Origin of the sequence: Marivivens donghaensis, assembly GCF_011806565.1 — a bacterium.
Taxonomy (GTDB): domain Bacteria; phylum Pseudomonadota; class Alphaproteobacteria; order Rhodobacterales; family Rhodobacteraceae; genus Marivivens; species Marivivens donghaensis_A.
The window spans coordinates 220,201-242,975 of record NZ_JAATOP010000002.1 but is presented as its reverse complement, the minus strand read 5'-3'; the positions used below and the strand labels follow the sequence as shown (position 1 = coordinate 242,975).

At 60.0% G+C, this 22,775-nt stretch carries 24 protein-coding genes; 14 read left to right on the top strand and 10 right to left on the bottom strand.

Features of this window, described 5'->3' with window-relative positions; all coding sequences use genetic code 11:
* Nucleotides 1-16 precede the first annotated feature (16 nt).
* The 4 genes from HCZ30_RS04070 (at nucleotide 17) to HCZ30_RS04055 (ending at nucleotide 4,477) form a co-directional block, all read left to right on the top strand.
* Nucleotides 17-1,270 (top strand): UbiH/UbiF/VisC/COQ6 family ubiquinone biosynthesis hydroxylase, encoded by a 1,254-nt coding sequence (locus HCZ30_RS04070; protein ID WP_167636571.1) that lies wholly within the window; start codon nucleotides 17-19, stop codon nucleotides 1,268-1,270.
* Nucleotides 1,271-1,443: 173 nt separating this feature from the next.
* Complete coding sequence (locus tag HCZ30_RS04065) at nucleotides 1,444-1,863, top strand: MarR family winged helix-turn-helix transcriptional regulator (RefSeq protein WP_167636569.1); 420 nt, start codon at nucleotides 1,444-1,446, stop codon at nucleotides 1,861-1,863.
* Nucleotides 1,864-1,877: 14 nt separating this feature from the next.
* Entirely contained in the window at nucleotides 1,878-2,957 is a 1,080-nt protein-coding gene (locus tag HCZ30_RS04060; protein ID WP_167636567.1) for an HlyD family secretion protein, read from the top strand.
* Nucleotides 2,954-4,477 (top strand): DHA2 family efflux MFS transporter permease subunit, encoded by a 1,524-nt coding sequence (locus tag HCZ30_RS04055; protein WP_167636565.1) that lies wholly within the window; start codon nucleotides 2,954-2,956, stop codon nucleotides 4,475-4,477. Before HCZ30_RS04060 ends, HCZ30_RS04055 begins: the two co-directional genes overlap by 4 nt.
* A gap of 3 nt (nucleotides 4,478-4,480) precedes the next feature.
* Here the strand turns inward: HCZ30_RS04055 and HCZ30_RS04050 are convergent, their stop codons facing one another.
* The 3 genes from HCZ30_RS04050 to HCZ30_RS04040 are packed head-to-tail and all read right to left on the bottom strand — an operon-like array spanning nucleotide 4,481 to nucleotide 6,215.
* Nucleotides 4,481-4,657: a Trm112 family protein gene (locus HCZ30_RS04050; RefSeq protein ID WP_167636563.1), complete on the bottom strand. Its 177-nt coding sequence runs from the start codon at nucleotides 4,655-4,657 to the stop codon at nucleotides 4,481-4,483.
* On the bottom strand, nucleotides 4,654-5,280 hold the full coding sequence (locus tag HCZ30_RS04045; protein ID WP_167636561.1) for an LON peptidase substrate-binding domain-containing protein: 627 nt from the start codon (nucleotides 5,278-5,280) through the stop codon (nucleotides 4,654-4,656). The genes HCZ30_RS04050 and HCZ30_RS04045 overlap by 4 nt, the downstream gene beginning before the upstream one ends.
* A gap of 26 nt (nucleotides 5,281-5,306) precedes the next feature.
* Complete coding sequence (locus HCZ30_RS04040; RefSeq protein WP_167636559.1) at nucleotides 5,307-6,215, bottom strand: thioredoxin family protein; 909 nt, start codon at nucleotides 6,213-6,215, stop codon at nucleotides 5,307-5,309.
* A gap of 111 nt (nucleotides 6,216-6,326) precedes the next feature.
* Here HCZ30_RS04040 and HCZ30_RS04035 point away from each other — a divergent pair, with 111 nt between their 5' ends.
* The gene (locus tag HCZ30_RS04035) at nucleotides 6,327-6,962 is read left to right on the top strand and encodes an SGNH/GDSL hydrolase family protein (RefSeq protein ID WP_167636557.1); all 636 of its coding nucleotides are present in this window, start codon (nucleotides 6,327-6,329) and stop codon (nucleotides 6,960-6,962) included.
* On the opposite strand, the gene HCZ30_RS04030 is transcribed toward HCZ30_RS04035, so the two are convergent.
* Nucleotides 6,959-7,747, bottom strand: a complete 789-nt coding sequence (locus HCZ30_RS04030) for an exodeoxyribonuclease III (protein ID WP_167636555.1) — start codon at nucleotides 7,745-7,747, stop codon at nucleotides 6,959-6,961. The two genes, HCZ30_RS04035 and HCZ30_RS04030, sit on opposite strands and share 4 nt — an antisense overlap.
* A 67-nt stretch (nucleotides 7,748-7,814) precedes the next feature.
* Here HCZ30_RS04030 and HCZ30_RS04025 point away from each other — a divergent pair, with 67 nt between their 5' ends.
* A complete protein-coding gene (locus HCZ30_RS04025; protein ID WP_167636553.1) occupies nucleotides 7,815-8,720 on the top strand; it encodes a hypothetical protein in 906 nt (301 codons plus the stop codon).
* Nucleotides 8,721-8,837: 117 nt separating this feature from the next.
* Here HCZ30_RS04025 and HCZ30_RS04020 read toward each other — a convergent pair whose 3' ends face one another.
* Nucleotides 8,838-9,524 (bottom strand): response regulator transcription factor, encoded by a 687-nt coding sequence (locus HCZ30_RS04020; protein ID WP_167636551.1) that lies wholly within the window; start codon nucleotides 9,522-9,524, stop codon nucleotides 8,838-8,840.
* Between the two features lie 159 nt (nucleotides 9,525-9,683).
* Between HCZ30_RS04020 and ribA the strand changes: the two genes are divergently transcribed.
* The gene (gene ribA, locus HCZ30_RS04015; RefSeq protein ID WP_167636549.1) at nucleotides 9,684-10,757 is read left to right on the top strand and encodes a GTP cyclohydrolase II; all 1,074 of its coding nucleotides are present in this window, start codon (nucleotides 9,684-9,686) and stop codon (nucleotides 10,755-10,757) included.
* Nucleotides 10,754-11,248, top strand: coding sequence for a L,D-transpeptidase family protein (locus HCZ30_RS04010; RefSeq protein WP_167636547.1), 495 nt, complete (start codon nucleotides 10,754-10,756; stop codon nucleotides 11,246-11,248). Before ribA ends, HCZ30_RS04010 begins: the two co-directional genes overlap by 4 nt.
* A 59-nt stretch (nucleotides 11,249-11,307) precedes the next feature.
* Here HCZ30_RS04010 and HCZ30_RS04005 read toward each other — a convergent pair whose 3' ends face one another.
* Nucleotides 11,308-11,964 carry a YggS family pyridoxal phosphate-dependent enzyme gene (locus HCZ30_RS04005; RefSeq protein WP_167636545.1) on the bottom strand — a complete coding sequence of 219 codons (657 nt, stop codon included), beginning with the start codon at nucleotides 11,962-11,964 and terminating at the stop codon, nucleotides 11,308-11,310.
* Nucleotides 11,965-12,194: 230 nt separating this feature from the next.
* On the opposite strand from HCZ30_RS04005, the gene HCZ30_RS04000 reads away from it, so the two are divergent.
* The 6 genes from HCZ30_RS04000 to HCZ30_RS03975 all read left to right on the top strand — a co-directional run bounded on the left by HCZ30_RS04000 (nucleotide 12,195) and on the right by HCZ30_RS03975 (nucleotide 18,991).
* Complete coding sequence (locus HCZ30_RS04000; protein WP_167636543.1) at nucleotides 12,195-13,262, top strand: porin; 1,068 nt, start codon at nucleotides 12,195-12,197, stop codon at nucleotides 13,260-13,262.
* A 155-nt stretch (nucleotides 13,263-13,417) separates the two neighbouring features.
* Nucleotides 13,418-13,876 carry a DUF3576 domain-containing protein gene (locus tag HCZ30_RS03995; RefSeq protein WP_246212585.1) on the top strand — a complete coding sequence of 153 codons (459 nt, stop codon included), beginning with the start codon at nucleotides 13,418-13,420 and terminating at the stop codon, nucleotides 13,874-13,876.
* Nucleotides 13,877-13,951: 75 nt separating this feature from the next.
* Nucleotides 13,952-16,591, top strand: coding sequence for a leucine--tRNA ligase (gene leuS / locus HCZ30_RS03990; protein WP_167636539.1), 2,640 nt, complete (start codon nucleotides 13,952-13,954; stop codon nucleotides 16,589-16,591).
* Complete coding sequence (gene lptE / locus HCZ30_RS03985) at nucleotides 16,581-17,075, top strand: LPS assembly lipoprotein LptE (RefSeq protein WP_167636537.1); 495 nt, start codon at nucleotides 16,581-16,583, stop codon at nucleotides 17,073-17,075. Before leuS ends, lptE begins: the two co-directional genes overlap by 11 nt.
* A gap of 3 nt (nucleotides 17,076-17,078) precedes the next feature.
* On the top strand, nucleotides 17,079-18,101 hold the full coding sequence (gene holA / locus HCZ30_RS03980) for a DNA polymerase III subunit delta (RefSeq protein ID WP_167636535.1): 1,023 nt from the start codon (nucleotides 17,079-17,081) through the stop codon (nucleotides 18,099-18,101).
* Entirely contained in the window at nucleotides 18,098-18,991 is an 894-nt protein-coding gene (locus tag HCZ30_RS03975; RefSeq protein WP_167636533.1) for an NAD-dependent epimerase/dehydratase family protein, read from the top strand. The genes holA and HCZ30_RS03975 overlap by 4 nt, the downstream gene beginning before the upstream one ends.
* Here HCZ30_RS03975 and HCZ30_RS03970 read toward each other — a convergent pair.
* The 4 genes from HCZ30_RS03970 to HCZ30_RS03955 form a co-directional block, all read right to left on the bottom strand.
* Entirely contained in the window at nucleotides 18,981-19,538 is a 558-nt protein-coding gene (locus tag HCZ30_RS03970; protein WP_217703027.1) for a sugar transferase, read from the bottom strand. The two genes, HCZ30_RS03975 and HCZ30_RS03970, sit on opposite strands and share 11 nt — an antisense overlap.
* A gap of 72 nt (nucleotides 19,539-19,610) precedes the next feature.
* Nucleotides 19,611-19,823 (bottom strand): hypothetical protein, encoded by a 213-nt coding sequence (locus HCZ30_RS03965; RefSeq protein WP_167636531.1) that lies wholly within the window; start codon nucleotides 19,821-19,823, stop codon nucleotides 19,611-19,613.
* Nucleotides 19,824-19,922: 99 nt separating this feature from the next.
* The gene (locus HCZ30_RS03960) at nucleotides 19,923-20,579 is read right to left on the bottom strand and encodes a YjbF family lipoprotein (RefSeq protein WP_167636529.1); all 657 of its coding nucleotides are present in this window, start codon (nucleotides 20,577-20,579) and stop codon (nucleotides 19,923-19,925) included.
* Nucleotides 20,576-22,657: a YjbH domain-containing protein gene (locus HCZ30_RS03955; protein WP_167636527.1), complete on the bottom strand. Its 2,082-nt coding sequence runs from the start codon at nucleotides 22,655-22,657 to the stop codon at nucleotides 20,576-20,578. Before HCZ30_RS03955 ends, HCZ30_RS03960 begins: the two co-directional genes overlap by 4 nt.
* Nucleotides 22,658-22,775 lie beyond the last annotated feature (118 nt).

The following is a 22,775-nucleotide window of genomic DNA, read 5'->3' as shown; positions in this document are numbered from 1 at the left end:
AGCGAGCCGATGTCGCATGGACAATCCCGTTCAAGCAGCCATATTCAGAGCCATGACACTCGACCATGATATCCTGATCGTCGGCGGCGCCCTGAACGGCCCCGCACTTGCTTTGGCTGCGTCCCGCGCGGGTTTCAGCGTGGGAGTAATCGACACCGTTCGGCTCGAAACCTACAAGGACCCTGCATTCGACGGCCGCGCCTATGCGCTGGCTCTCGCGTCGCAGCGCCTGCTCAAAGGGATCGGTATCTGGAACAGTATCGCCGCGCACGCCTGCCCGATGTTGGAAATCAAAGTCACTGACGGCGTCGCAGGCCAAGGCCCCGCGCCGTGGATGATGCACTTCGACCACGCCGAAATCGAAGAAGGCCCGATGGGCTTCATGGTCGAGGACCGCCACCTCCGCCCAGCCTTCGTCAATGCGCTGGAGAACGATCCGAACATCACGGTCTATGCGCCCGAAACCGTGGTTTCGCAGACCACCGACCCGCGAGGCGCGAGCGTCACGTTGGCGTCCGGAAAAACGCTGACCGCATCGCTCATCGTCGGCTGCGATGGCCGTAAATCGGGCACCGCTACCCGCGCTGGGATCAAGCGCACCGGCTGGTCCTACGGGCAGACTGCCATCGTCTGCGCTGTCGCCCACGAGAAACCGAACGGCGGCATCGCACACCAGTTCTTCATGCCGCACGGCCCGCTTGCGATCCTGCCGCTCAACGGCAACCGCTCCTCGATTGTCTGGAGTGAAACCGACTCCCGCGCCAAGGAATGCATGGCCATGGACGACGACGCTTTCCTCGAAGCGCTCAAGCCCGCCTTCGGCAGTTTCCTTGGCGACCTCGAACTTGAAGGTAAGCGCTTCAGCTACCCGCTGAACCTCACGCTCGCCAATTCGTTCATCGCCGATCGTGTGGCCCTCGTCGGAGACGCCGCCCACGGAATGCACCCCATCGCCGGTCAGGGCCTCAACGCGGGCCTCCGCGATATCGCCGCACTCGCCGACGTCCTCAAAGAGGCGCACCAGACCGGACAGGACATCGGCGCGCCCCAAGTCCTCGCCCGCTACCAGCAATGGCGCCGCTTCGACACAGCAACTCTCGCCCTCGCGACGGACACCTTCAACAAGTTGTTCTCGAACGACAATCCGGTTCTCCGTTCGGTCCGAGACTTCGGCATGGGCATGGTCAACGCAGTCCCCGGCCTGCGCCGCAACTTCGTCCGCGAAGCCGCCGGCCTCACCGGCGACCTCCCCAGCCTCATGCGCGACTGACCCTTCATTCTGATAAAAATATCCCGGGGGAGCGGCAAAGCCGCGGGGGCAGCGCCCCCTCCCCTGCCGAAAATTGCACCTCTTTCTGCATCAATGCACATGCAGAAACATATTTCGCCGTTGCAATTATACGGACCTATATTATCAGGGTTCGTAGTTAACTGGCAGATCTCATGAAACCTCTCCCGATTATCCTCCACGAGGCCTACACGCTCATGAAGCGCCGCTTCGAGAAAGAAGCGCGTCCGCAGAATCTGACCATGAACCAGTGGCGGGCTTTGGGGATGCTCAAACGGTTCGGCCCGATCCGTCAGGTGGAACTCTGTGCAGCACTTCAAGCTTCGCCGATGACCATCAGCGATCTGGCCGACCGAATGGAAACGGCGGGTTTGATCAGCCGGACCAACGATCCCGACGACAGCCGCGCAAAGGTGCTCGAACTCACCGAAGCAGGCAAAACCAAATCAGAATTAATGAAAGCGATTAGCGAAGGTGTCTTCGAAGAAGTATTCGAAGGTGTCTCCGCAGAAGACCTTGCCGTGATGGAGCGGGCATTGACCCGCATTATTCAAAATCTGGGCGGCAAGCTCTAACGACAGGACAGAAAATGAACGCAGAAACCAACAAGATCGAAGCTGCGGACGCTACTACACCGACCCCGAAAAAGGCCGGCAAAGGTCGCCGCCGCGCACTGATGATGGCCGTCCCCGCCCTCATCCTCGTGGGCGCAGGGTACTACTGGGCGACCGGCGGGCGCTACATCACTACCGACAACGCCTATATCCACCAGCCGATGATTTCTGTGTCCGCAGATCAGAGCGGCCGTGTGATCGAGGTCGACATCGACGAGAACCAGATCGTCCAAGCGGGCGATGTGCTGTTCCGCATCGATCCGGTCCCATATGAAATCGCGCTGGATCAGGCCGAAGCATCGCTCTCGGCCGCCCGTCTGCAAGTGGCGCAGCTTCGCGCCAGCCACGCCACTGCGGCAGCCCAACTGGAGGCGGCGCAGGGCATTCTGAACGTCCAAGAACGTGAGCTGGAACGTCAGCAACAGCTCACCGACCGCGGGGTCGGCACGGCGGCGCAGCTTGACCAAACGACTGTTGCAGAGCGTTCGGCCCGCAACAACGTCAACGTCGCCCAGCGCCAGCTTGAGGCCGCAGCAGCAGCTCTCAGCGGCAATCCCGAGACCGAAACCGATGATATGCCTTCGGTCCGCGCAGCTCTGGCAAGCCGTGATGCAGCGCAGCGCAACCTCGCACATACCGAAGTCGTCGCTCCGAGCTCGGGTACAGTTTCGCAGATCGAAAGCCTGAATGTCGGTCAGTTCCTCGGTGCGGGAACGCAAGCCGCGACGCTCGTGAATTCCTCGGACACGTGGATTCAGGCGAACTTCAAGGAAACACAGCTCGACGGCATCGAAATCGGCCAAGAGGTCGAGGTCGAAATCGACGCCTATCCCGACCTCAAACTGCACGGCACGGTCGAGAGCTTCAACTCGGCCACCGGCTCGCAGTTCTCGCTGATCCCCGCACAGAACGCGACGGGCAACTGGGTGAAGGTCGTGCAGCGTCTCGCTGTCCGTATCAAGCTTGACGACGCCCCCGATGGCCTGCTGCGTGACGGTATGAGCGCGCATGTTTCGGTCGACACCGGCGCATCGCGTCTGGACGAAATGCTATGAGCTTTTCCAAACCGGCGTTCGTCGTTCCGGCGCCTGGTTGGCTGACCGCTTCCATCATGGTGGCGACCATCATGCAGGTGCTCGACACGACGATTGCGAACGTGGCTTTGCCGCACATGGCGGCGAGCCTCGGCGCAACCCAGTCCGAGATCACTTGGGTCCTGACCTCCTACATCGTCGCCTCGGCTATCGCGACTCCGCTCACGGGCTGGACGGCAGACCGCCTTGGCCGCCGCCGCGTGATGGTCGGCGCGATTGCGGGCTTCACCCTGTTTTCGCTGCTGTGCGGTCTGGCGAGCAGCCTGCCCGAGATGGTCGTCTTCCGCATGATGCAGGGCGTCTGCGGCGCGATGCTCATTCCGATGGCGCAGTCGCTGCTGCTAGACATCAACCCGCGCGAGCGGATCGGGCAGGCAATGGCGATTTATGGCGCAGGCATCATGGTCGGCCCCATCGTCGGCCCGACCCTTGGCGGCTATCTGACCGAGGTCTTCAACTGGCGCTACGTGTTCCTGATCAACCTGCCCGTCGGCATTATCGCTCTCTTCGGGGTGCTTGCATTCCTACCCCAAGAGGAGACTCGCGAGCGGCGCTTTGACTTCATGGGCTTTGCGCTGCTCGCGATTGGTATCGGCGCGCTTCAGATGATGCTCGACCGTGGCGAGAGCGTGGACTGGTTCGAGTCGACCGAGATCTGGATCTACGCAGCACTGACCGTCTCCGGCATCTGGGCGTTCGTGATCCACAGCCTCGGTTCTGACGATCCGTTCGTGAACCTGCGCATCTTTAACGACCGCAACTTCGCGATGGGATCACTGTTTATCTTTGTCGTCGGTCTGACCATGTTCTCCGGCCTCGCCCTGCTTCCGCCGCTGCTTCAGCGGTTGATGGGGTATCCGGTGATCGAGACGGGCCTCGTGATGGCGCCTCGCGGCGTCGGGACCATGCTGTCGATGATCGTCGTCGGGCGTTTGGTGTCCAAATTCGACCCGCGCGCCTTGGTGATGTTCGGTGTGCTGCTGACCGCGTGGTCGCTGCATCTGATGACGGGTTTCGACCTTCAGATGGACTCGCATCCGATCATCTGGACGGGCGTCATTCAGGGCTTTGGCCTCGGGTTCGTCTTTGTTCCGCTGTCGACGCTAGCCTTCGCCACCTTGCCGCAGAATTTGCGAGGCGATGCGACGTCGATGTTCAGCCTGATCCGCAACGTCGGTTCGGGTGCGGGCATCTCTATTGTGACGGCAGTCCTGTCGCGGATGATGGTGGTCAACCACGAGTCGCTGGCGACCCAGATCACCGCGCAGTCACCGCAGGTCCGCGACGCGATGCCATTGCTGCTGAATCACCAGCCGACGTTCATGACGATTGCCGATGGCCTTGTCACGCAGCAGGCGGCGATGATCGCCTACCTCGACAACTTCTTCCTGATGTTGCTGCTGACGCTCGCTGTCATCCCGATCGTGTTCCTGCTCCGTAAACCGCAAGGTCCGGTCGAAGCAGGGCCACCGTCGGAATAAAGATCAAAGCTGGCGTGCTTCGTCCACGAGCATGACCGGAATGCCGTTCCGGATGGGGAACGCCAGCTTGCCGACTTCCGAAACCAGTTCCTGCTTTGCCGCGTCATAGGACAGGCGGGTCTGGGTGACAGGGCACATTAGTGCTTCAAGCATTTTGGGGTCGAATGCGACGTCGGTCATTGTAGTCTCTCGTCTCCGCCGCCCCGCAGGGCGAATTCGATCAGGGTGACCAGCGTTTCGCGACGCGTCACCAGATCGGGTGCTTCCAGAAGCGCCTGACGGTCCTCAGGCTCGAACGGGCATAGCATGGAAAGCGAGTTGATCAACATCTCGTCTTCCGCCTCGCGGATGCCTTCCCAATCGGTCGACAGATCATTGGCCGACAGATAACGGCCAAGCAGATCCATGAGCTTTTCGCGATCAAGGCCGGCGTCATGTTCTGGATGTCCCAGATCGCCCTCAAAGCCATCCCAACTCACGTTGAACCGCTTGTAGGGGGTGAAGCCCTCGACCTCGTCCTTCATGCGGAAGCGGGAGATGCCGGTCAGGGTAATCATGTACCGACCATCCTCCGTTTCCGAAAATCCGGTCAGACGACCTGCACAGCCGATGCTGTGAAGGCCGCGATCACCGTTGGGCTGAACCATACCGATCAGACGGTCCTGCGTTTTCAGGACGTCATCGACCATCTGGAGGTAACGCGGTTCAAAGATGTGCAGCGGTAATTTCGCCCGCGGGAGCAGGAGAGCTCCCGGAAGCGGAAAGACCGGAATTGTCTGCGAGAGTTCGGAAGGTCGTTGCATGGGATTGAGTTAGCGCCGCCCTGCCCTCAGGCAAATATCATCGACGAAAGTTTCCGGCGACCGCTCAGCACGACCGGATCATTCGGCTTGAGCGCGTCGAAAATCTGGAACAGCTGGGTTTTGGCCGCACCCTCATTCCACTCGCGATCACGGCGGAAAATCTCCAGAAGCTGGTCGACGGCCTCCTGGGTCTGACCATGCGCAGCAAGTGCGTTGGCCAGATCGAAACGCGCTTGATGATCGGCAGGGTTCGCCTCCACAGCAGCGGTCAATTCGGCCACGGGGCCAGCGTTTTCAGCCTGACGGGCGAGTGCGATCTGAGCACGCACCGCGTCGAGTTCAGCCGACTGTGAAATCGACTCCGGCGCGCCGTTCAGCACGGCTTCGGCCTCGTCCAGCTTTTCAGCGGCGATGTAGCAGCTGACCAGACCCGCGTAGGCTTTGGCATTTTCAGGTTCCTCGCCCAGTACGGCTTGGAAGATTTCAGTGGCGCTTTCGATATCGCCTTCTTCGAGCACGCTGTATGCTTCTTCGACAGCCGCTTCGAGGCCCTCGTCAGCACCGCCGCCCATCGCGGCGAGCTTTTTCACGAACTCGTCGATCTGGCTGCCGGGAACGGCACCTTGGAAACCGTCAACCGGTTGGCCCTGCCAGAACGCGTAAACGGTAGGGATCGACTGGACGCGCAGCTGGCCCGCATAGCCCTGATGCTGGTCGACGTCGATCTTCACCATCTTCACCGCGCCCTTCGCAGCGTTCACGGCCTTTTCCAGCGCAGGACCGAGCGTCTTGCACGGGCCGCACCACGGAGCCCAGAAATCGACGATGACGGGAACGGTTTTCGACGCTTCGACTACGTCTTCGATAAAGGTGGCGTCCGAACCTTCTTTGATCAGATCACCTTGCGGGGCGGTGTTTGCACCAAGTTCGAGCATTTTGCCCTCCTGAATAAGTGTTGCCCCTTATATGCGGTGATGACTGCCGATGGACAAGGGACAGGGCTTTGCGTCAAGCTGACACAATCCTTTTGAGCATCGGAAAAATTCATGCCCGTTATCCTGACCTATGGCGACAGCAACACGCACGGCACTCCGCCGATGACCAACCGCATCGAGCATTTGCGCCATCCCGCCGGCACCCGCTGGCCGACCGTGATGCAGGAAAAGTTGGGGGATGACTGGACGCTGATCGAAGAAGGGCTCCCCGGCCGTACAACTATTTTCGCCGACCCCCTGATGGGCGCGCACATGGACGGGACGCTTGGCCTGCGGATCGCGCTGGATTCGCACAAACCCATCGACGTGCTGACGATTATGCTTGGTACGAACGACACCAAGGCGATGTTCGGAGCAACGCCCGAAGCGATCACCGGCGGTATCGCGGCACTGCTTGGCATCGCGATGTCGCTGGAAATGCAGGAGAAGCACGGCGGTTTCAAAGTGCTCATCATCTGCCCGCCGCCTGTCAAAGTGCAGGGCGCGATCAAGGACGTGTTCTATGGCGGGGATAAGAAGGGTGCGGAACTGCCCGCGCTCTACGCCGACCTGTCAGCGCACTGGGGCGCGGCGTTTATGGATGCAGGCCAGCATATCGAGGTGAGCGAGGTAGACGGCGTCCACTTCGAAGCGGACGCCCATGTCACCTTGGGCAAGGCCGTCGCGAAGGCCGTGGCAGACCTTTAAAGGTCGAACGTCGCGAAGACAGGCGCGTGGTCGCTCGGCTGTTCCCAGCCGCGGGCCGCGCGAAGAACGCGGCTGCTGTGGGCGGCATTCGAAATATCGGGGGTCGCCCAGATGTGGTCCAGACGGCGGCCTTTGTCAGCGGCATCCCAATCCTTCGCGCGATATGACCACCACGAATACAGCAGACCTTCGGGGATGTCCTGACGGGTGATATCGACCCAGTTCGCGGCATCCTGAACCTGCGCGAGATGCTCGACCTCGATCGGCGTGTGGCTGACAATCTTCAGAAGTTTCTTGTGATCCCATACGTCATCCTCGCGCGGGGCGATGTTGAGGTCACCGACGAGTATCGCCTTCTCGGGCTTTTGCGCGTGGAAATGGTCGCGCATCTCGGTCAGGTAATCGAGCTTCTGGCCAAACTTCTCGTTCTTTTCACGGTCCGGTTCGTCACCGCCCGCAGGGACGTAGAAATTGTGAACCGTCACGCCGTTTTCCAGCTTGCCTGCGATATGGCGGGCATGACCGAGCGTCGCAAAATCCTGACTGTCGGCTTCCTCCATCGGGATTTTCGACAGGATCGCCACGCCGTTGTAGCCCTTCTGCCCGCGCGCAACCATGTACTCGTAGCCAAGCGCCTTGAAGGTATCGAACGGAATTTTCTCGACCGGACTTTTGCATTCTTGCAGACAAAGAACGTCCGGCAGTTCTTCGGTCATAAGACGCGAGACGAGCGCTTCGCGAAGACGAACCGAGTTGATATTCCAAGTGGCAAGGCTGAAAGTCATGGTGCTGCTCCGGTTTGGTCCGGCAGTCCTAGCAAGATGAACCCGCTTCCAAAAGGCCCTGTCTGTTATGAAGACGCTCGTTGCTGCCGCTCTGCTCTCAGCATTCGCCATGCCCGCATCGGCGCTTGAGGGCGGCAGCTACGCGGTGGGGCCACAGATCTTCAATCCCGAGGTCGCCACGCCGCGCTACGTGCACCTCGATGTCGACGGGAATACGATCAAAGCCACGTTTATCGCGCTCTACCAACCCGATGCCCAGATGTGCGCCGATACGGGGATGTGCGATCCGGTGTGGGACGGGCTTGTGATGCAAACCAACGGCACCCGCATCGTGAGCCATGAGGTTCTGCGGGAAGACAAGGTTTCGGATTTTCCTATGGCCGACAACTACCTGAACTATGACGAAGCGCTCTATTTCGCGCCGCTCATGAAAGCGATCGACCGAAACGCCGACGATATCGTTCCGTTGTCTTACGAAAATCTCATGCGGAGCATCGCGCTGGTCCTGAATGCGGATGTTGCCTCGCGTAGCCTCAACGGATGCGAACTGACGCAAATGTCGGAAATCGAGCGGTCCGGAGGAAACGATGAATTCTACAGCGCCCTCGATTATTATCGCGCCCTTTCCGACATGCTGAACCTCTCAAGACGCTATGGTCCGACCTTCGAGATGAGCGAAGAAGACTTTAAAATTGCGCGTGAAGTGGCTGCACCCTACTCGAGAGCCGCCAGTGTAATGGGCCTTGCTCTCACTTTCGTCGCCACAGCGGAGGAAGGTGAAGACGGGCTCGCCAAGTCGAGCGAAATGGCAGACCGCATTCTCGACGGCAGCTTCCAGACGTTCGATGACATCATGGCGCCGGTTATCGACGATCTGCCCGCAGCAGCGAAACTCTTTGCAAACATTGCGGAAACTTATGAGACGATGGACCTGCCAGAGGCCGTTTGCGCCGATATGACTTTCGGGCTCTGACAAAAAAAGCCCCCGCAAGTGGGCGGGGGCAAGTCCAACAGGGAGGAGTGGCTTAACCCCGCCACCAGGGGAACTCTTTCGCATATTACGACAGATCACTAATAAAGTTTACACTTATTAGGCGACGAGTCGATATCCGCCACTTTCTGTGACAAGAATGCGCGCATTTGACGGATCGGGCTCGATCTTCTGGCGCAGGCGGTAAATGTGAGTCTCCAGCGTGTGGGTCGTCACTCCTGCATTGTAGCCCCAAACCTCGTGCAGCAGCACGTCGCGCGGAACCACACCATCCGACGAGCGGTAGAGGAACTTGAGGATGTTCGTCTCTTTCTCGGTCAGGCGGACTTTCTTGTCGTCAGTAGTCACGAGCAATTTCTGTGCCGGTTGGAACGTGTACGGCCCAAGTTGGAATACAGCGTCTTCCGACTGCTCGTGGGTGCGGAGCTGGGCACGCAGACGGGCCAGCAGGACAGGGAACTTGAACGGCTTGGTGATGTAGTCATTTGCACCAGCGTCCAGACCAAGAATGGTGTCGCTATCGGTATCATGGCCGGTGAGCATCAGGATCGGGCATTTGACGCCCTGCTTGCGCATCAGTTTGCACAGCTCGCGGCCGTCCGTGTCGGGCAGACCGACATCAAGAATAACGAGGTCGTAGAGTCCTTCACGGACACGGCCCATCGCATCGGCACCGGAGCTGGCTTCGAAAACGTCAAAGTCTTCGGTCATGACGAGCTGTTCACCCAGCGCTTCGCGCAGGTCGTCGTCATCATCAACCAGAAGAATGCGTTTCAATTGTGCCATTATCGGCCTCCTTCACTTCTTGTCGATGAGATGTGAGAGTCACGTGTGATCGACAACCTTTGCTACAAAACTCTCACGCGGACGTGTCGGTTCCATCCTGAATATTTCAATTCCTGCAACAATGACCTACCTATGCGGCTCGATACTAAGGTGAGCGACATGACTTTCGGCCCCAACACCACTGAACGCATCGCCCGCGCCCGCGCAGATCTGCGGATGGGCGTGCCCGTGGTATTGCAGGGCGGCTACGTGATCCTCGCCGTCGAGACACTGGATCAGGACCGTCTGGCCGCCGTCCGGTCTCTGGGAGATCTGGCACTCGCCATCACCGCGCGCCGCGCTGCTACATTAAAGATTGCCGCCTATGACGGCGATCTGGCCCGCGTCCCGCTACCTGCCGATGCCGATGTGCGCTGGGTCCGTGCGATTGCCGACCCTGCCGATGACCTGACAATGCCGATGAAAGGTCCGCTCTACGGTCTGCGCGAAGGCGACGCCCTGCCCCACCGTGCGGGTATTGCACTTGCCAAGTCCGCGCGACTTCTGCCGTCCGTTCTGGTCGCCCCCGTCGCGGACGCTTCATCCTTTGCGGTGGAAAACGGTCTGACCATCGTCCCCGAATACGCCGCATTGACGACCGAGCTGTCGCCAATCGACCCCGTTATCTTTGCCCGCGTACCCATCGAGGCATCAGAGGCCGGCCGCCTGCATATCTTCCGCCCCGAAGACGGCGGCGAAGAGCACTACGCCGTTGAGATCGGCAATCCATCCCGCGACGAGCCTGTCCTGGCTCGTCTCCATTCCGCCTGCTTTACCGGCGACGTACTCGGCAGCCTCAAGTGTGACTGCGGCCCGCAACTTCGCGCTGCGCTCGGCCAGATGGGCGCGAACGGCGCTGGCGTGCTACTGTACCTTAACCAAGAAGGCCGCGGCATCGGCCTCGCCAACAAGATGCGCGCCTATTCGCTTCAGGATCAGGGCTTCGATACGGTCGAGGCCAACCACCGCCTCGGTTTCGAAGACGACGAACGCGACTTCCGCATCGGTGCCGAGATCCTGCGCAAGATGGGCTTCAGATCAGTGCGCCTGCTGACCAATAATCCGAACAAGGTCGCACGGATGCAGGACCACGGCATCGCCGTCACCGAGCGCGTGCCGCTCAAAGTTGGCGAAAACAGGCACAACCACCACTACCTCGCCACCAAAGCCAGCAAATCCGGCCACCTACTGTGAAGTACAACGACCTCACGCTCACGCCGACGGGCCTCTGGTTTCAGGGGCGCAAATATCCCTGCACGATCGGCCGCGGCGGCCTGACCTCGGACAAACGCGAAGGCGACATGGCCACACCCCGCGGGACGCACAGTATCGTAGGAATGCTCTATCGCCCCGACCGCATCGCAAAACCAAACGCTTGGGTGGAGCCTATCGGCCTCGGTGACCTCTGGTCAGACGATCCGGACGCACCCGACTATAATCACTTCGTCAAAGCACCATACAAATACAGCCACGAACCGCTCCGCCGTTCGGCACCAGTATACGATCTGATTCTACTGACTGATTGGAACTGGCCAAATGCCCAACCCGGCAAAGGCTCGGCCATCTTTATCCACCAATGGCGCCGTCCGGTCTTTCCAACAGCCGGCTGCGTCGCCCTGAAACGGGCAGACCTCTACGACATCAGCTCTCGCATCAGCCCCGGCACCCGACTGATCGTCCGCTGACTGCCTTTGTGCAAAAAATATCCCGGGGGAGCGGCGAAGCCGCGGGGGCAGAGCCCCCACTACTTACTATAGTCACGCTCACCAAAGATCGCCGAGCCGACGCGAACGTGGGTCGCCCCGAACGCTATCGCTTTCTCGAAATCGCTGCTCATACCCATCGACAGCCCCTCAAGACCGTTGCGCTCGGCAAACTCGCGAAGCATCGCGAAATGGGTGGACGGATCCTCGTCAGCGGGCGGAATACACATCAGACCGACGACGGGCAGCGACAGCTCCCGACAGCGCGCAACAAACCCGTCGACCTCGGCAGGCAGAACGCCGGCTTTCTGCGGCTCCTCGCCCGTATTAACCTGCACGAAGAGTTTGGGACAGTGACCTTCCTCTTCCGCAATACGGGCAATGGCCTCGGCCAACTTGGGACGATCTACCGAATGGATCGCATCGGCGATTCCCATTGCGGCACGCACCTTGTTGCTCTGAAGCGGCCCGATGAGGTGCAGCTCGACGCCGTCGAACTTTGAACGGAAGTCGGGCCATTTTCCCTGTGCTTCCTGCACCTTGTTCTCTCCGAACACGCGCTGTCCTTGATTCAGAACAGCCTCGACGCGGTCGTTGGGCTGGACCTTGGAGACCGCAATCAGCGTCACGGCGCCCGCCGCGCGACCACTTTCCTTTTCCGACGCCGCGATCCGCAACTTGATATCTTCCAGCCCCATCGGATGCTCCATTTTGCCTATCTTCATTGGGTTTTGATCACATTTAGGGCCTGCGCGGGCACAAGTCATCCACTCCATAGCGCCTGAAATGTGTGTGTCATCCTTGCATCAATTCATCCGAAGGCGAATTAACGACTTTCAAATTACTTGAGCCAAAAGGGCTTTGAGAGCAGAAGAACGTCAATGCCTAATCAATGGCATTCTCGGGAATGCAAACACGAGGGAAAACCATGAAAAAGATTCTTCTCGCTTCGGCTTCGATCGTCGCCTTCGCTGGCGTCGCTGCTGCAGAAGTTAACTACACCGGCTCGGCTACTCTGGGCTACAACGACGAAGTCAACGCTGCCGCTGGCGGCGACGACAACGACGGTTTCTACTGGGACGCAAACGTTGCAGTTACCCTGTCGCAGGAACTGGACAACGGCCTGACTGCTGCTGCTTCGTTCGACTACGACGTTGCTGACAACAACACCGGCCAAGACCTGACCTCGGGCGGCTACGTTCTGTCGCTGACCTCGGACATGGCTGGCCTGTACTACGGTGACACCGGTACCGCTGCTGACAGCCTCTGGGTTTCGGCTGGCGACATGGAGTCGGACGGCTTCACCTCGGATGCATTCGACGGTGCTAACGACGCTGTTCTCCGTGGCGACATGACCTTCGGCGACGTTGACGTTTCGGTTTCGTACACCATCGCTTCGGCTACCCAAGACCTGGACCAGCTGTCGGTTGCTGCTAAAGCTGCTCTCGGCCAGTTCACCGTTGTAGCTGCTTACGAAGAAGCTGCTGATGTTGCCGAAGCTGGCGACTTCAACGACGACGAAATCATGGGTCTGTCGGTTTCGACCTCGATGGCTGGCGCTGACTTCGTTCTCGCTTACGCAGAAGACGAAAACTCGGACTCGACCGGTCTCAAAGTCACCTACCCGGTAGGCCCGGTTAAGCTGACCGCTTACTACGTTTCGGAATCGGTTGGCGACGACAACTACGGTGTCAAAGCTGCTTACGCAAACGGCCCGGTTTCGCTCACCGTTGACTACCAGGACGACCAGGGCGTTGCTAAGACCTCGATCGACGGTTCGTACGACCTCGCAAACGGTCTGATGGTTTACGCTGGTGCGTACATGGAAGACAACCAGGACGACGAATACTACGTCGCTGGCCAGTACGACCTCGGTGGCGACGCTACCCTGCTCGTTTCCTACGCTGACGCTGGCACCACCGGCAACGCAGACGACGAAGTTGGCGCTGGCGACTACCAGCTCGGCACCACCGTTGAAGTTTCGTTCTCGTTCTAATCTGAACGCGATCTAGACTAAAAGGGAGCGGTCCTTCGGGGCCGCTCTTCTTTTTTGGCATACCCCCATGACGCCAAAAGCCTTGTGAGGTGTGTTTCCCTTGGTTACACATTTCAGGCAACTCGACCCGAATGGGCAAAGTCACGGGGGCAATTTTGTCGGTTATTTCTCGCACGATCCGCTTCGGCACACTCAGCGCGCTGGCTCTTGGCCTCACCGCTTGCTCGAGCATTGGCAGCAATCCGTTTTCGGGCCTCTTTGGCGGACGCTCGGCAGAAGTCGCGACGGTTCAGGCCACTCGCACACGCGGTGCCGAAAGCGTTGCAGTCAACCGCTACCTCTGGGCCGCATCGCTCGACGTGCTGTCGTTCCTGCCTATTGAAAGCGTCGATCCGTTCACGGGCGTTATCGTGTTCGGCTACGGCACCCCTCCGGGTGGTAGCCGCGCCTACCGCGCCACGGTCCATGTGTCCGATCCCGCGCTTGATGCCCGCTCGCTGAGCCTTTCGCTGCAAACGACTTCCGGCCCGGTCAGCGCCGCGACCCAACGCACCATTGAAGATGCGATTTTCGCCCGTGCGCGCCAGATCCGCATTCAAGACCGCGGCCTATAGAATCCGCCGATAAAACCGAGTAAGTACCGCGCCGGGCCCAATGCCCGGCGTTTCCATGTCCCAAAGGACCAGACTATGTCCAGCTACACCGCCGCAGATATCGAACAGAAATGGCAAGCCGCCTGGGAAGAGGCCGGCGTCTTCACCGCAAAGCGCGATGAATCGAAGCCGAAGTACTACGTACTAGAGATGTTCCCGTATCCGTCAGGCCGTATCCACATGGGTCACGTCCGTAACTACACCATGGGCGACGTGGTCGCGCGTTACAAAATGTCGACCGGCCACAACGTGCTGCACCCGATGGGCTGGGACGCCTTCGGTATGCCTGCGGAAAACGCCGCAATGGCGTCGGGCGGTCACCCCAAGGACTGGACCTACAAGAACATCGCCGACATGCGCGGCCAGATGAAGCCGCTGGGTCTTTCGATCGACTGGAGCCGTGAATTCGCGACCTGCGATCCCGAATACTATGCCCAACAGCAGGCGCTGTTCATCGACATGCTCGACAAGGAACTGGTCTACCGCAAGAACGCCGTGGTGAACTGGGACCCCGTCGATATGACCGTGCTGGCCAACGAGCAGGTCGAAGACGGCCGCGGTTGGCGCTCCGGCGCGCTCGTCGAGCGCAAGGAACTGGTGCAGTGGTTCTTCAAAATCTCCGATATGGCCGAAGATCTGCTGGATTCGATCGACAGCCTGGATAACTGGCCTGCCAAGGTCAAACTGATGCAGGCGAACTGGATCGGTAAATCGCGTGGTCTGGAGTTCGGCTTCGAACGCACCGACGAAGGCGAGCCGATCACCGTCTACACCACCCGCCCCGACACGCTGATGGGCGCATCGTTTGTCGGCATTTCGCCCGACCACCCGATTGCCAAAGACCTCGAAGCATCGAACCCCGAAATCGCCGAGTTCGTTGCCCAGTGCCGCAAGGGTGGCACCACCGAAGAGGCTTTGGAAAAAGCTGAAAAGCTTGGCTTCGACACTGGCCTGCGCGTGAAGCACCCGCTTGATCCGAACTGGGAACTGCCCGTCTGGATCGCGAACTTCATCCTCATGGACTACGGCACCGGCGCCATCTTCGGCTGCCCTGCCCACGACCAGCGCGACTTCGATTTCGCGACGAAATACGACCTGCCGATCAAGCCGGTCTTCATCGCCGAGGGCACCGAAGAGGAAACTCTGACCGAAGCTTTCGTCCCGATGAAGTCGGAAAAGGTCCGCTATATTCGCGGCTTCGCGGGTGCCGAAGTGCAGACCGGCGACGAGGGCGTGAACACCGCCATCGACAAGGCCGAGGCCGAAGGCTGGGGCAAAGGTGTTACCAAGTTCCGCCTGCGCGACTGGGGCCTGTCGCGTCAGCGCTATTGGGGTTGTCCGATCCCCGTCGTGCATTGCGCCGACTGTGGTGTCGTTCCTGAAAAGAAAGAGAACCTGCCGGTCCGCTTGCCCGACGATGTTACCTTCGACGTACCCGGCAACCCGCTCGACCGTCACCCGACGTGGCGCGATTGCGCCTGCCCGTCCTGTGGTGCTCCGGCGAAGCGCGAGACCGACACGATGGACACTTTCGTGGACTCGTCGTGGTACTACGCCCGCTTCACCGCGCCGCGCGCCGACACGCCGACCGTTGAGGCAGACGCTGACTATTGGATGAACGTCGATCAATACATCGGCGGCATTGAGCACGCGATTCTGCACCTGCTGTACTCGCGTTTCTTCGCCCGTGCGATGAACGCGACCGGCCACCTGCCTGACACCGCACGCGAGCCGTTCAATGCGCTGTTCACGCAGGGCATGGTGACTCATGCGATTTACCAGACGACCAACCCCGAGAACGGTCGTCCCGTTTATCACTACCCCGAAGAAGTTATCACTATTTCAAGCTTAGCCGATCAGCATATTGCGGTATTGAAAGAGCGCATGCTCGCCTCAGGTCGCAGCGTTAGCAACTACCATCAGATTTATGACCAGTATCGGGAAGACGGTGATACTCCTTATAGAGTTGAAATCATCCCCTCGGCCAAGATGTCGAAGTCGAAGAACAACGTCGTCGATCCGCTGAACATCATCTCTTCGTTCGGTGCCGATACCGCGCGTTGGTTCGTCCTGTCCGATTCCCCGCCGGAGCGTGACGTCGAATGGACCGCTTCGGGTGCCGAGGCTGCTGCAAAGCACCTCGCCCGCGTTTACCGCATCTGCGCAGAGATCGCAGAGATGGACGATGCCGCAGGCAATGGTGACGAGGATCTGCTGAAGGCCGCTCACAAGGCCATTCAGGAAATCACCTCGAACATCGACTCGTTCGGTTTCAACGCTGCAATCGCGAAGCTCTACGCCTTCACCAGCACCCTGCAAAAATCGCAGGCAGGCGGTCCGGCGAAGAAGGAAGCGGCGCGCATTCTGGCGCTGCTGATGTCGCCGATGACGCCGCACCTGTCCGAAGAGCTTTGGAGCCTGCTGGGCGGCGAAGGTCTAATCACCTCGGCTGCATGGCCTGTGGCTGATGAAAAGCTGCTCGTCGAAGACAGCGTCACCATGCCGATCCAGATCAACGGCAAGCGCCGCGCTGAAATCAGCGTACCCAAGGACATGCCGAAGGAAGAGGTTGAAAAGCTCGTCCTCGAGCATGATGTTGTCGCCAAGGCGCTCGATGGGGCCGCGCCGAAAAAGCTGATCGTTGTCCCCGGCAGGATTGTGAACGTTGTCGTCTAAACCGAATGCCCGCGTCACCCGCCGTACCGCTCTTTTGGGGCTGACGGCTCTCGCGGGCTGCGGTTTCGAACCCGTTTACGGCGATCGCGGAATGGCTTCAGTCTTTCGCGATCACACCGCCTACATCACCGACGATTCGGTTGTCGGCTATCGCATCGCGCAGCGCTTGACGCGCCGTCTGGGTCAGGCAAGCGCCCCGACCTATGCGCTGACGGTGAACACCACGATCACCGAAAACAACGTCGCCATCGACCAGAACGACAAATCGACCCGCGTGACGGTCATCGGCGAAGCGACCTATTCGCTGACTGCCGAGAACGGCACCGTGATCGACAGCGGCATCGTCGATAACTTCACCGGCTATTCGACCACCGGCAGCATCGTCGCGATCCGCGCCGCTGAGGACGACGCCTACGACCGTCTTGCCGTTGCCTTGGCTGATCAGGTCATTGCGCGCGTCATGGCCGCAGCGGCGTCCCTCTGACCGATGAAGCTGAGCCCACGCGACGCCGTAGCCTTTTTCCGTAAGCCCGATCCGGCCCGTGCAGGCATCCTGATCTACGGCTCGGACGGCATGCGCGTGGCCACCCGCCGGAAAGAGGTCGTGGACGCGCTCGTCGGTCCGAAGGGTGACGAGGAAATGCGCCTCACCCGCATGTCGGGCGCTGAGCTACGCAAGGACAACGCTGCCCTGTTCGATTCGATCAAAGCGATCAGCTTTTTCCCCGGCCATCGCGTTACCTTCGTCGAAGATGCGACGGACGGGCTGGCTGATACCTTTAAGACCGCGCTCGAAGAATGGCGCGACGGCGACGCCCAGATCGTCGTGACAGCGGGTCAGCTGACTGCCAAATCCGCGCTCCGCAAGCTGTTTGAAGGTCACCGCAGCACGGTCTCTATCGGGATCTATGACGACCCGCCGGGGCGCGAGGAAATCGACCAGCTTATCGCTGCGGCAGGCCTGACGAACGTCAGCCGCGACGCGATGGATGCTATTGTCGGACTGTCGCGCCAGATCGATCCGGGCGACTTCCGTCAGACGCTCGAAAAGCTGGGTCTCTACAAGTATCAGGACAACTCTCCGGTCACGGTCGAGGACGTCGACGCATGCCGTCCGCGCTCTGCCGAGGCCGGATTGGACGATTTGTTGAATATCGTTGCCGATGGCAAGGTGGGAGAGATTGCACCCATCCTCCGCAGGCTCTATGCCCAAGGCGTGCAACCCGTAGGGTTGTGCATCGGGGCGATCCAGCACTTCCGCCGCTTGCACACTGCCGCGTCCGATCCGGGCGGCCCTGCGGCAGGTGTCGGACGGCTTCGCCCGCCAGCGTTCGGTCCACGCCGCGACGCGATTGTACGTCAGGCCGGTTCGTGGGGACGCGACAAGCTTGAACGAGCATTGAGTGATTTGGTTGCCACCGACATGACCTTGCGGTCGGGATCGAAAGTCCCGCTCACCGCCTTGGTCGAAAGAACACTCGTAAGACTAGCAATGATGGCACGACGATGACTCTGGAAATACTTGTGACAGGTGCGAGCGGATTTGTAGGTGGTCGCGTCAGTCGCAGGTTGGTCCGGAGCGGTCACCGCGTCACATCCCTCGTCCGTCCCGGTTCGGAACAGAACGCCCACGCCAACACGCGTAAGATCCGCAATGATCTACTGGAGTCGCCGTTGGACACGCGCGGCTTCGACTTCGTCGTTCATTGCGCAGGCGAGGTCAGCCCGAGCGATCCGCGCCTTCCGCTCGATGAGTCGGTGAACGTCAAACTGGCACGCAACATCGCGCTAGGCGGGGCGAAGCGCCTGATTTTCATTTCGTCTATTGCTGCCTCTCAGGCCGAAATCGACCCGACCAAAGCGTCGCGCTATGGAATCGAGAAACTGGCCTCCGAACATGCCGCGAGGGCCGTCCTGCCCGCTTGGACCAAATGCGTGTTTGTGCGCCCCCCTGCGATCTACGGTCCGGGGAGCCAAGGGCCGCTCGCCGCGCTGGCCAAGCTGGTGCAAAAGGGGGTGCCGCTGCCGCTCGGTGCTGCGAGTACGCCGCGCCCTTATCTGGCAGTCCAGAATTTCGAGAGCTTCATCAATGCGTTGGTGACGGCGACTGAAAGCGACTGGACGCTGAACAACCTCTCCACGCCCGAGCCGCACGACGGCGTGCAGCTCTCCACGAAACAGGTCTGTGAGGCTATCGCAGCGGCCACCCGCCAGCCTGCGCGACTGTTTCCTGTGCCGACGCCACTCCTGCGGCTTGCAGGCGCCGCTACGGGGAAATCAACGCTGATCCGTAGCGCTCTCGACGCGGTTCCAGTGCGTTACGACCGTCAGGCGTTCGATGATTGGCATTGGAGCCCCGAGGCGCGGATGCCTGATACGTTAAAATATCTCAACCTTTGACGGCGTCGCCGCGGCCTTTGCCGCCGAATGTCGCCGCGAGAAGCTGAAGATCACCCTTCGCCGTGCGATTCCGTGCGTATTCCGCATCGGCCTCGGCCAGTTTGTCGGGCGTTGACATGTCAATATTCCGCACTTGAGCCAAACCGGTGATCCCAGGCTTGATATGCAGCACGCCAGAGCGGCGTCTGGCCTCAATCACGTCAGACTGCGTCGGAAGGCAGGGTCGCGGCCCCACGAGCCGCATATCGCCTCTCACGACGTTCCACAGCTGCGGGAGCTCGTCGAGTTTGAAACGGCGCAGCTGTTTGCCGAGCGCAGTGACTTGCGCGTCGGAAACCTGATGCGATCCGGCATTGATCGTGCCGAGCTTCATCGTGCGGAGTTTATAGAGGGTAAATGTGGTTTCCGACTGACCAACACGGGTCTGGCGGAAAATCGGAGAGCCCGCGCTATCGAGCCTGATCAGCAGGGCCGCGATCGCGAGGATCGGAAGCGTCAGAACAAACAGGACTGCCGCAAAGACACGCTCGAACAAAGTGTAGAGCAATGAACCCTCCAGAAATGACAAAGGGCGGACCAAAGTCCGCCCTTTGCGTATCGGCCGAAGCCGAAAATTTTATTAGGAGCCCGAGCCAGCTGCAGCAACGAGAGCTGCCAGGATGCCGGCAACGATCAGAGCCGACGAACCACCCAGCGAACCGAGCGAGCCAGCCGGAGCCGGTGCCGGAACAACGGTGACTGCCGGAACTTCTGCCGGCGGGTTCATACCACCAGCGTTAGCAGCGGTAGCAGCGGTGAGGGCGAGAGCCGAAGCGAGTACGATTTTGCGCATGATTATTCTCCAATAGAATTTTGACGCTCAAGGATTTGGGTACTCAGAAAGAACTAGAAACTCAAGAATAAGTTTCCAGCACTATCTGCATTATTTCTTTCATGGGCGTTGTGTTGCCAAATGGCCAACCCCATACGAGATCCATTGCTGCGTTTGGACAATTTCTCCCGAATTAGCTAACCAATAGTAGTTTTTGAAAGCGATCTGTGCATTTTCGCAGTCCTCGGCCATCCGCGTCGTGGCGATGTTTTGGCCGAGAATCGTGATCGCCTGATCTGCATCTTTTTTGTAGGTGCAGGTCAGTGTCGGGCGGATAATCTGGTCTTCACCGCTCAGGAACGCGTGGGTCCGCTGCACGGTGCCGCCGTTTTTGATTGCCGAAAGCACGCCGTCGACATCCGCACCCATCAGGTCATCACCGAGGCCGCGCGTGGCGACGATGATACCATCCTGAGTGGTCACAGAGATGCCGTCGGGCGACATCCACGTCTTGCGCCCACCAGCGTCACTGATCTGTGCCATCGCGGCGGTCGCATTGCGGGACGGCAGGACCATGACCATCATCGGAACACCGGTCGCGGCGAGTTGCTCTCGCGACAGCGGTGCGACCTCGACCGGCTCTGCCGGGCCGGCAATCAGCGAAGACGCGAGACCCTGCACACCTTTGACAAAATTTCCGGCACCACTGTTTTCCCCCATAGGGCCACAGGCGGCGAGTGCGGCCAGAGCCGCGAAAGCGAGTTTAGTCAATTTCATCGCCAGAACCGTCCCCAGGATGCGTCATAAGAAGTAATATCGCCGTCACGGACGACCTCGTAGAGACGATCCTGCACGTCAAGGCGCGCACCGCCGTCACGGGTCAGCGAGCTGAGCGTCGTGCTGTTTTCGAGGCGCGACGGCTGACCGGTGATCCAGTCGAACGGAATGGTCACGCGGATGCCCTTGTCGAACGATCCTTCGCCGAAGTCGTCGAACGGCACGTCGGTGAGCGTTGCGTAGGCGCCGATCTTCCAGCCGTTGTCGAATTCGCGGTCCAGCGCCACGGTCGCACCCCAGTCACCAGCCAGATAGCGGCCAGCGTGGACGGTGGCGTGGAAGCCCTGATCAAATTCATAGTAGGCCGACATGTGGCCCGACAGGACTTCGTAGTCCTGGAAGCCAAAGCCTTGATCGTAGTCACGCTGCGCGGTGTAGTTGAGTTCCGCGCCCAGCGCCAAACGGCTTTCCAGCGGATGCCAAAGCAGCTCGGTCGAGACACCGCCGTGCATTTGCTCGATATAACCAAGGGTTACGCGGCTATAGAGGTCGGCACTCGGGTGGCCGTACCAGCTCAGCGCGAGGCGTTCGATTCCGCCATCTCCCTCTTCAGCATAGATCGGCGCGTTACGGCGGACCGGCTGAAGGGTCGACGGCTTGATGGTGCCGAGCTGATCGCGGTTGTCGTAGACGCTCTTCTTGATCGAACCGGCCAGAACGAGGTTCGGCTCGATCTTGTACTCGAACGACGCCTGCAAGCCTGCTTCGAACGAGCCGGGGTTCTGGCTGTCGAACAGGATGACCTCGCCATAAGGTACGATGCCCCAAGTAAAGCGGTCCTCGGTCTGCGGCGCATCAACGAGATCGCCGCGCGGTCCGGCGGCAGTCGTCAGCGAACGACGATAGATTTCAGCGGTGCCCTCCGCCGAGGTTTCGAACTGTTCGAGGTCGGAGCGGTGGATCAGCGTCGCCGAAATCGGAATGCCGTTGCGCATCGGCTCGATCAGGAAATCGTCGATCCCGTTCGGCATCGCTTGGGTCAGCGTACGCGCGACGTGACCGACAGCCTGCACTTCGGCGCGGTATTTGTTGTTGGTATAGCGGATGCGGACCTGATCGTCGGTGAAGGACATCGAATCGACGACGATGCCATCAGCGGCCAAAGCTTGGGTCACAGCGGTGCGCAGCGCGGTCTCGACCTCTGGCGTGCGTGCCCAGACCTCGTTCTGGCTGCCTGCCGGACGCACGCGCACCGGAAGCGGAGCCGGATCGGCGCCGCCGACCGTTGCCCGGTATTTCGGGTTCAGCGTCGTGGTGAACGACAGGCCGACATCGGTGCCATACAGCGAATAGGCACTGATCGCGATGCGGTCGGTCGGCTGGTAGGTCACACCGAAGTTGAACGGGCTATTGTGCTCGAAGCTGCCGTTATCCGTCTCGCGAGTATATGCGTCCGACGAATATTCGGCGACCATCGCGAACTGCGGCGTGATCTGCCATTCGACACCGCCGAATGCAGCCATGTCACCGCGGAAATACTGATCCCACGCCGGCACGCCGCCGTTTTCAAAGTCGTTCTCGGGACGTTCAGCAAAACCGCTGACACCGTTGTAGGAGCCCAGACGGCCCCAGCCGACGCCGCCGGTGACATTGATGTCGTCGGTGAGGTGCTTACTGGCAACCACATATTCGGAAGTCAGCAGGCCCGTACCGGCAAAGTCGCGCAGACCAACGGCCACTGCGGGCATCCAATCGCTCTCGTCCAAGAGGCGGTATTGGAAGTCAAAGCTGCGGTCGTAAGTGTCGTCCACACCGTTGCCGGTGTAATTGTCGAAGTGCGTGTAGCGGAAGCTACCGCTCAGACGCGGCGTAATCTGGAACGTCAGCGTGCCGCGCTGTTGTAGCTCGAAAGTGTTGTACGAAAGCCCGATTTCGGCATCGGGAGCCGAAAACGCGCTCGGCATTTCGATCAGGCCCGGAGTACCGTAAAGCGAGTAATGCGGCGTCTCTTGGGCTGCGGCGATGGTCGCGATGGCAGTCGCACTCACACCGAGCCAGAGATAATAGCGGTTCTTCATCGAAATCGGCGCCTTTTCACTAGTTCAGCATCCTTCTAGAGCCAATGCTGTCACATTTCAAAACCAAAGGCGCAGATGACATCGAAAGGTTGCAAGTTCGCATCGGCGGATTTGTGCT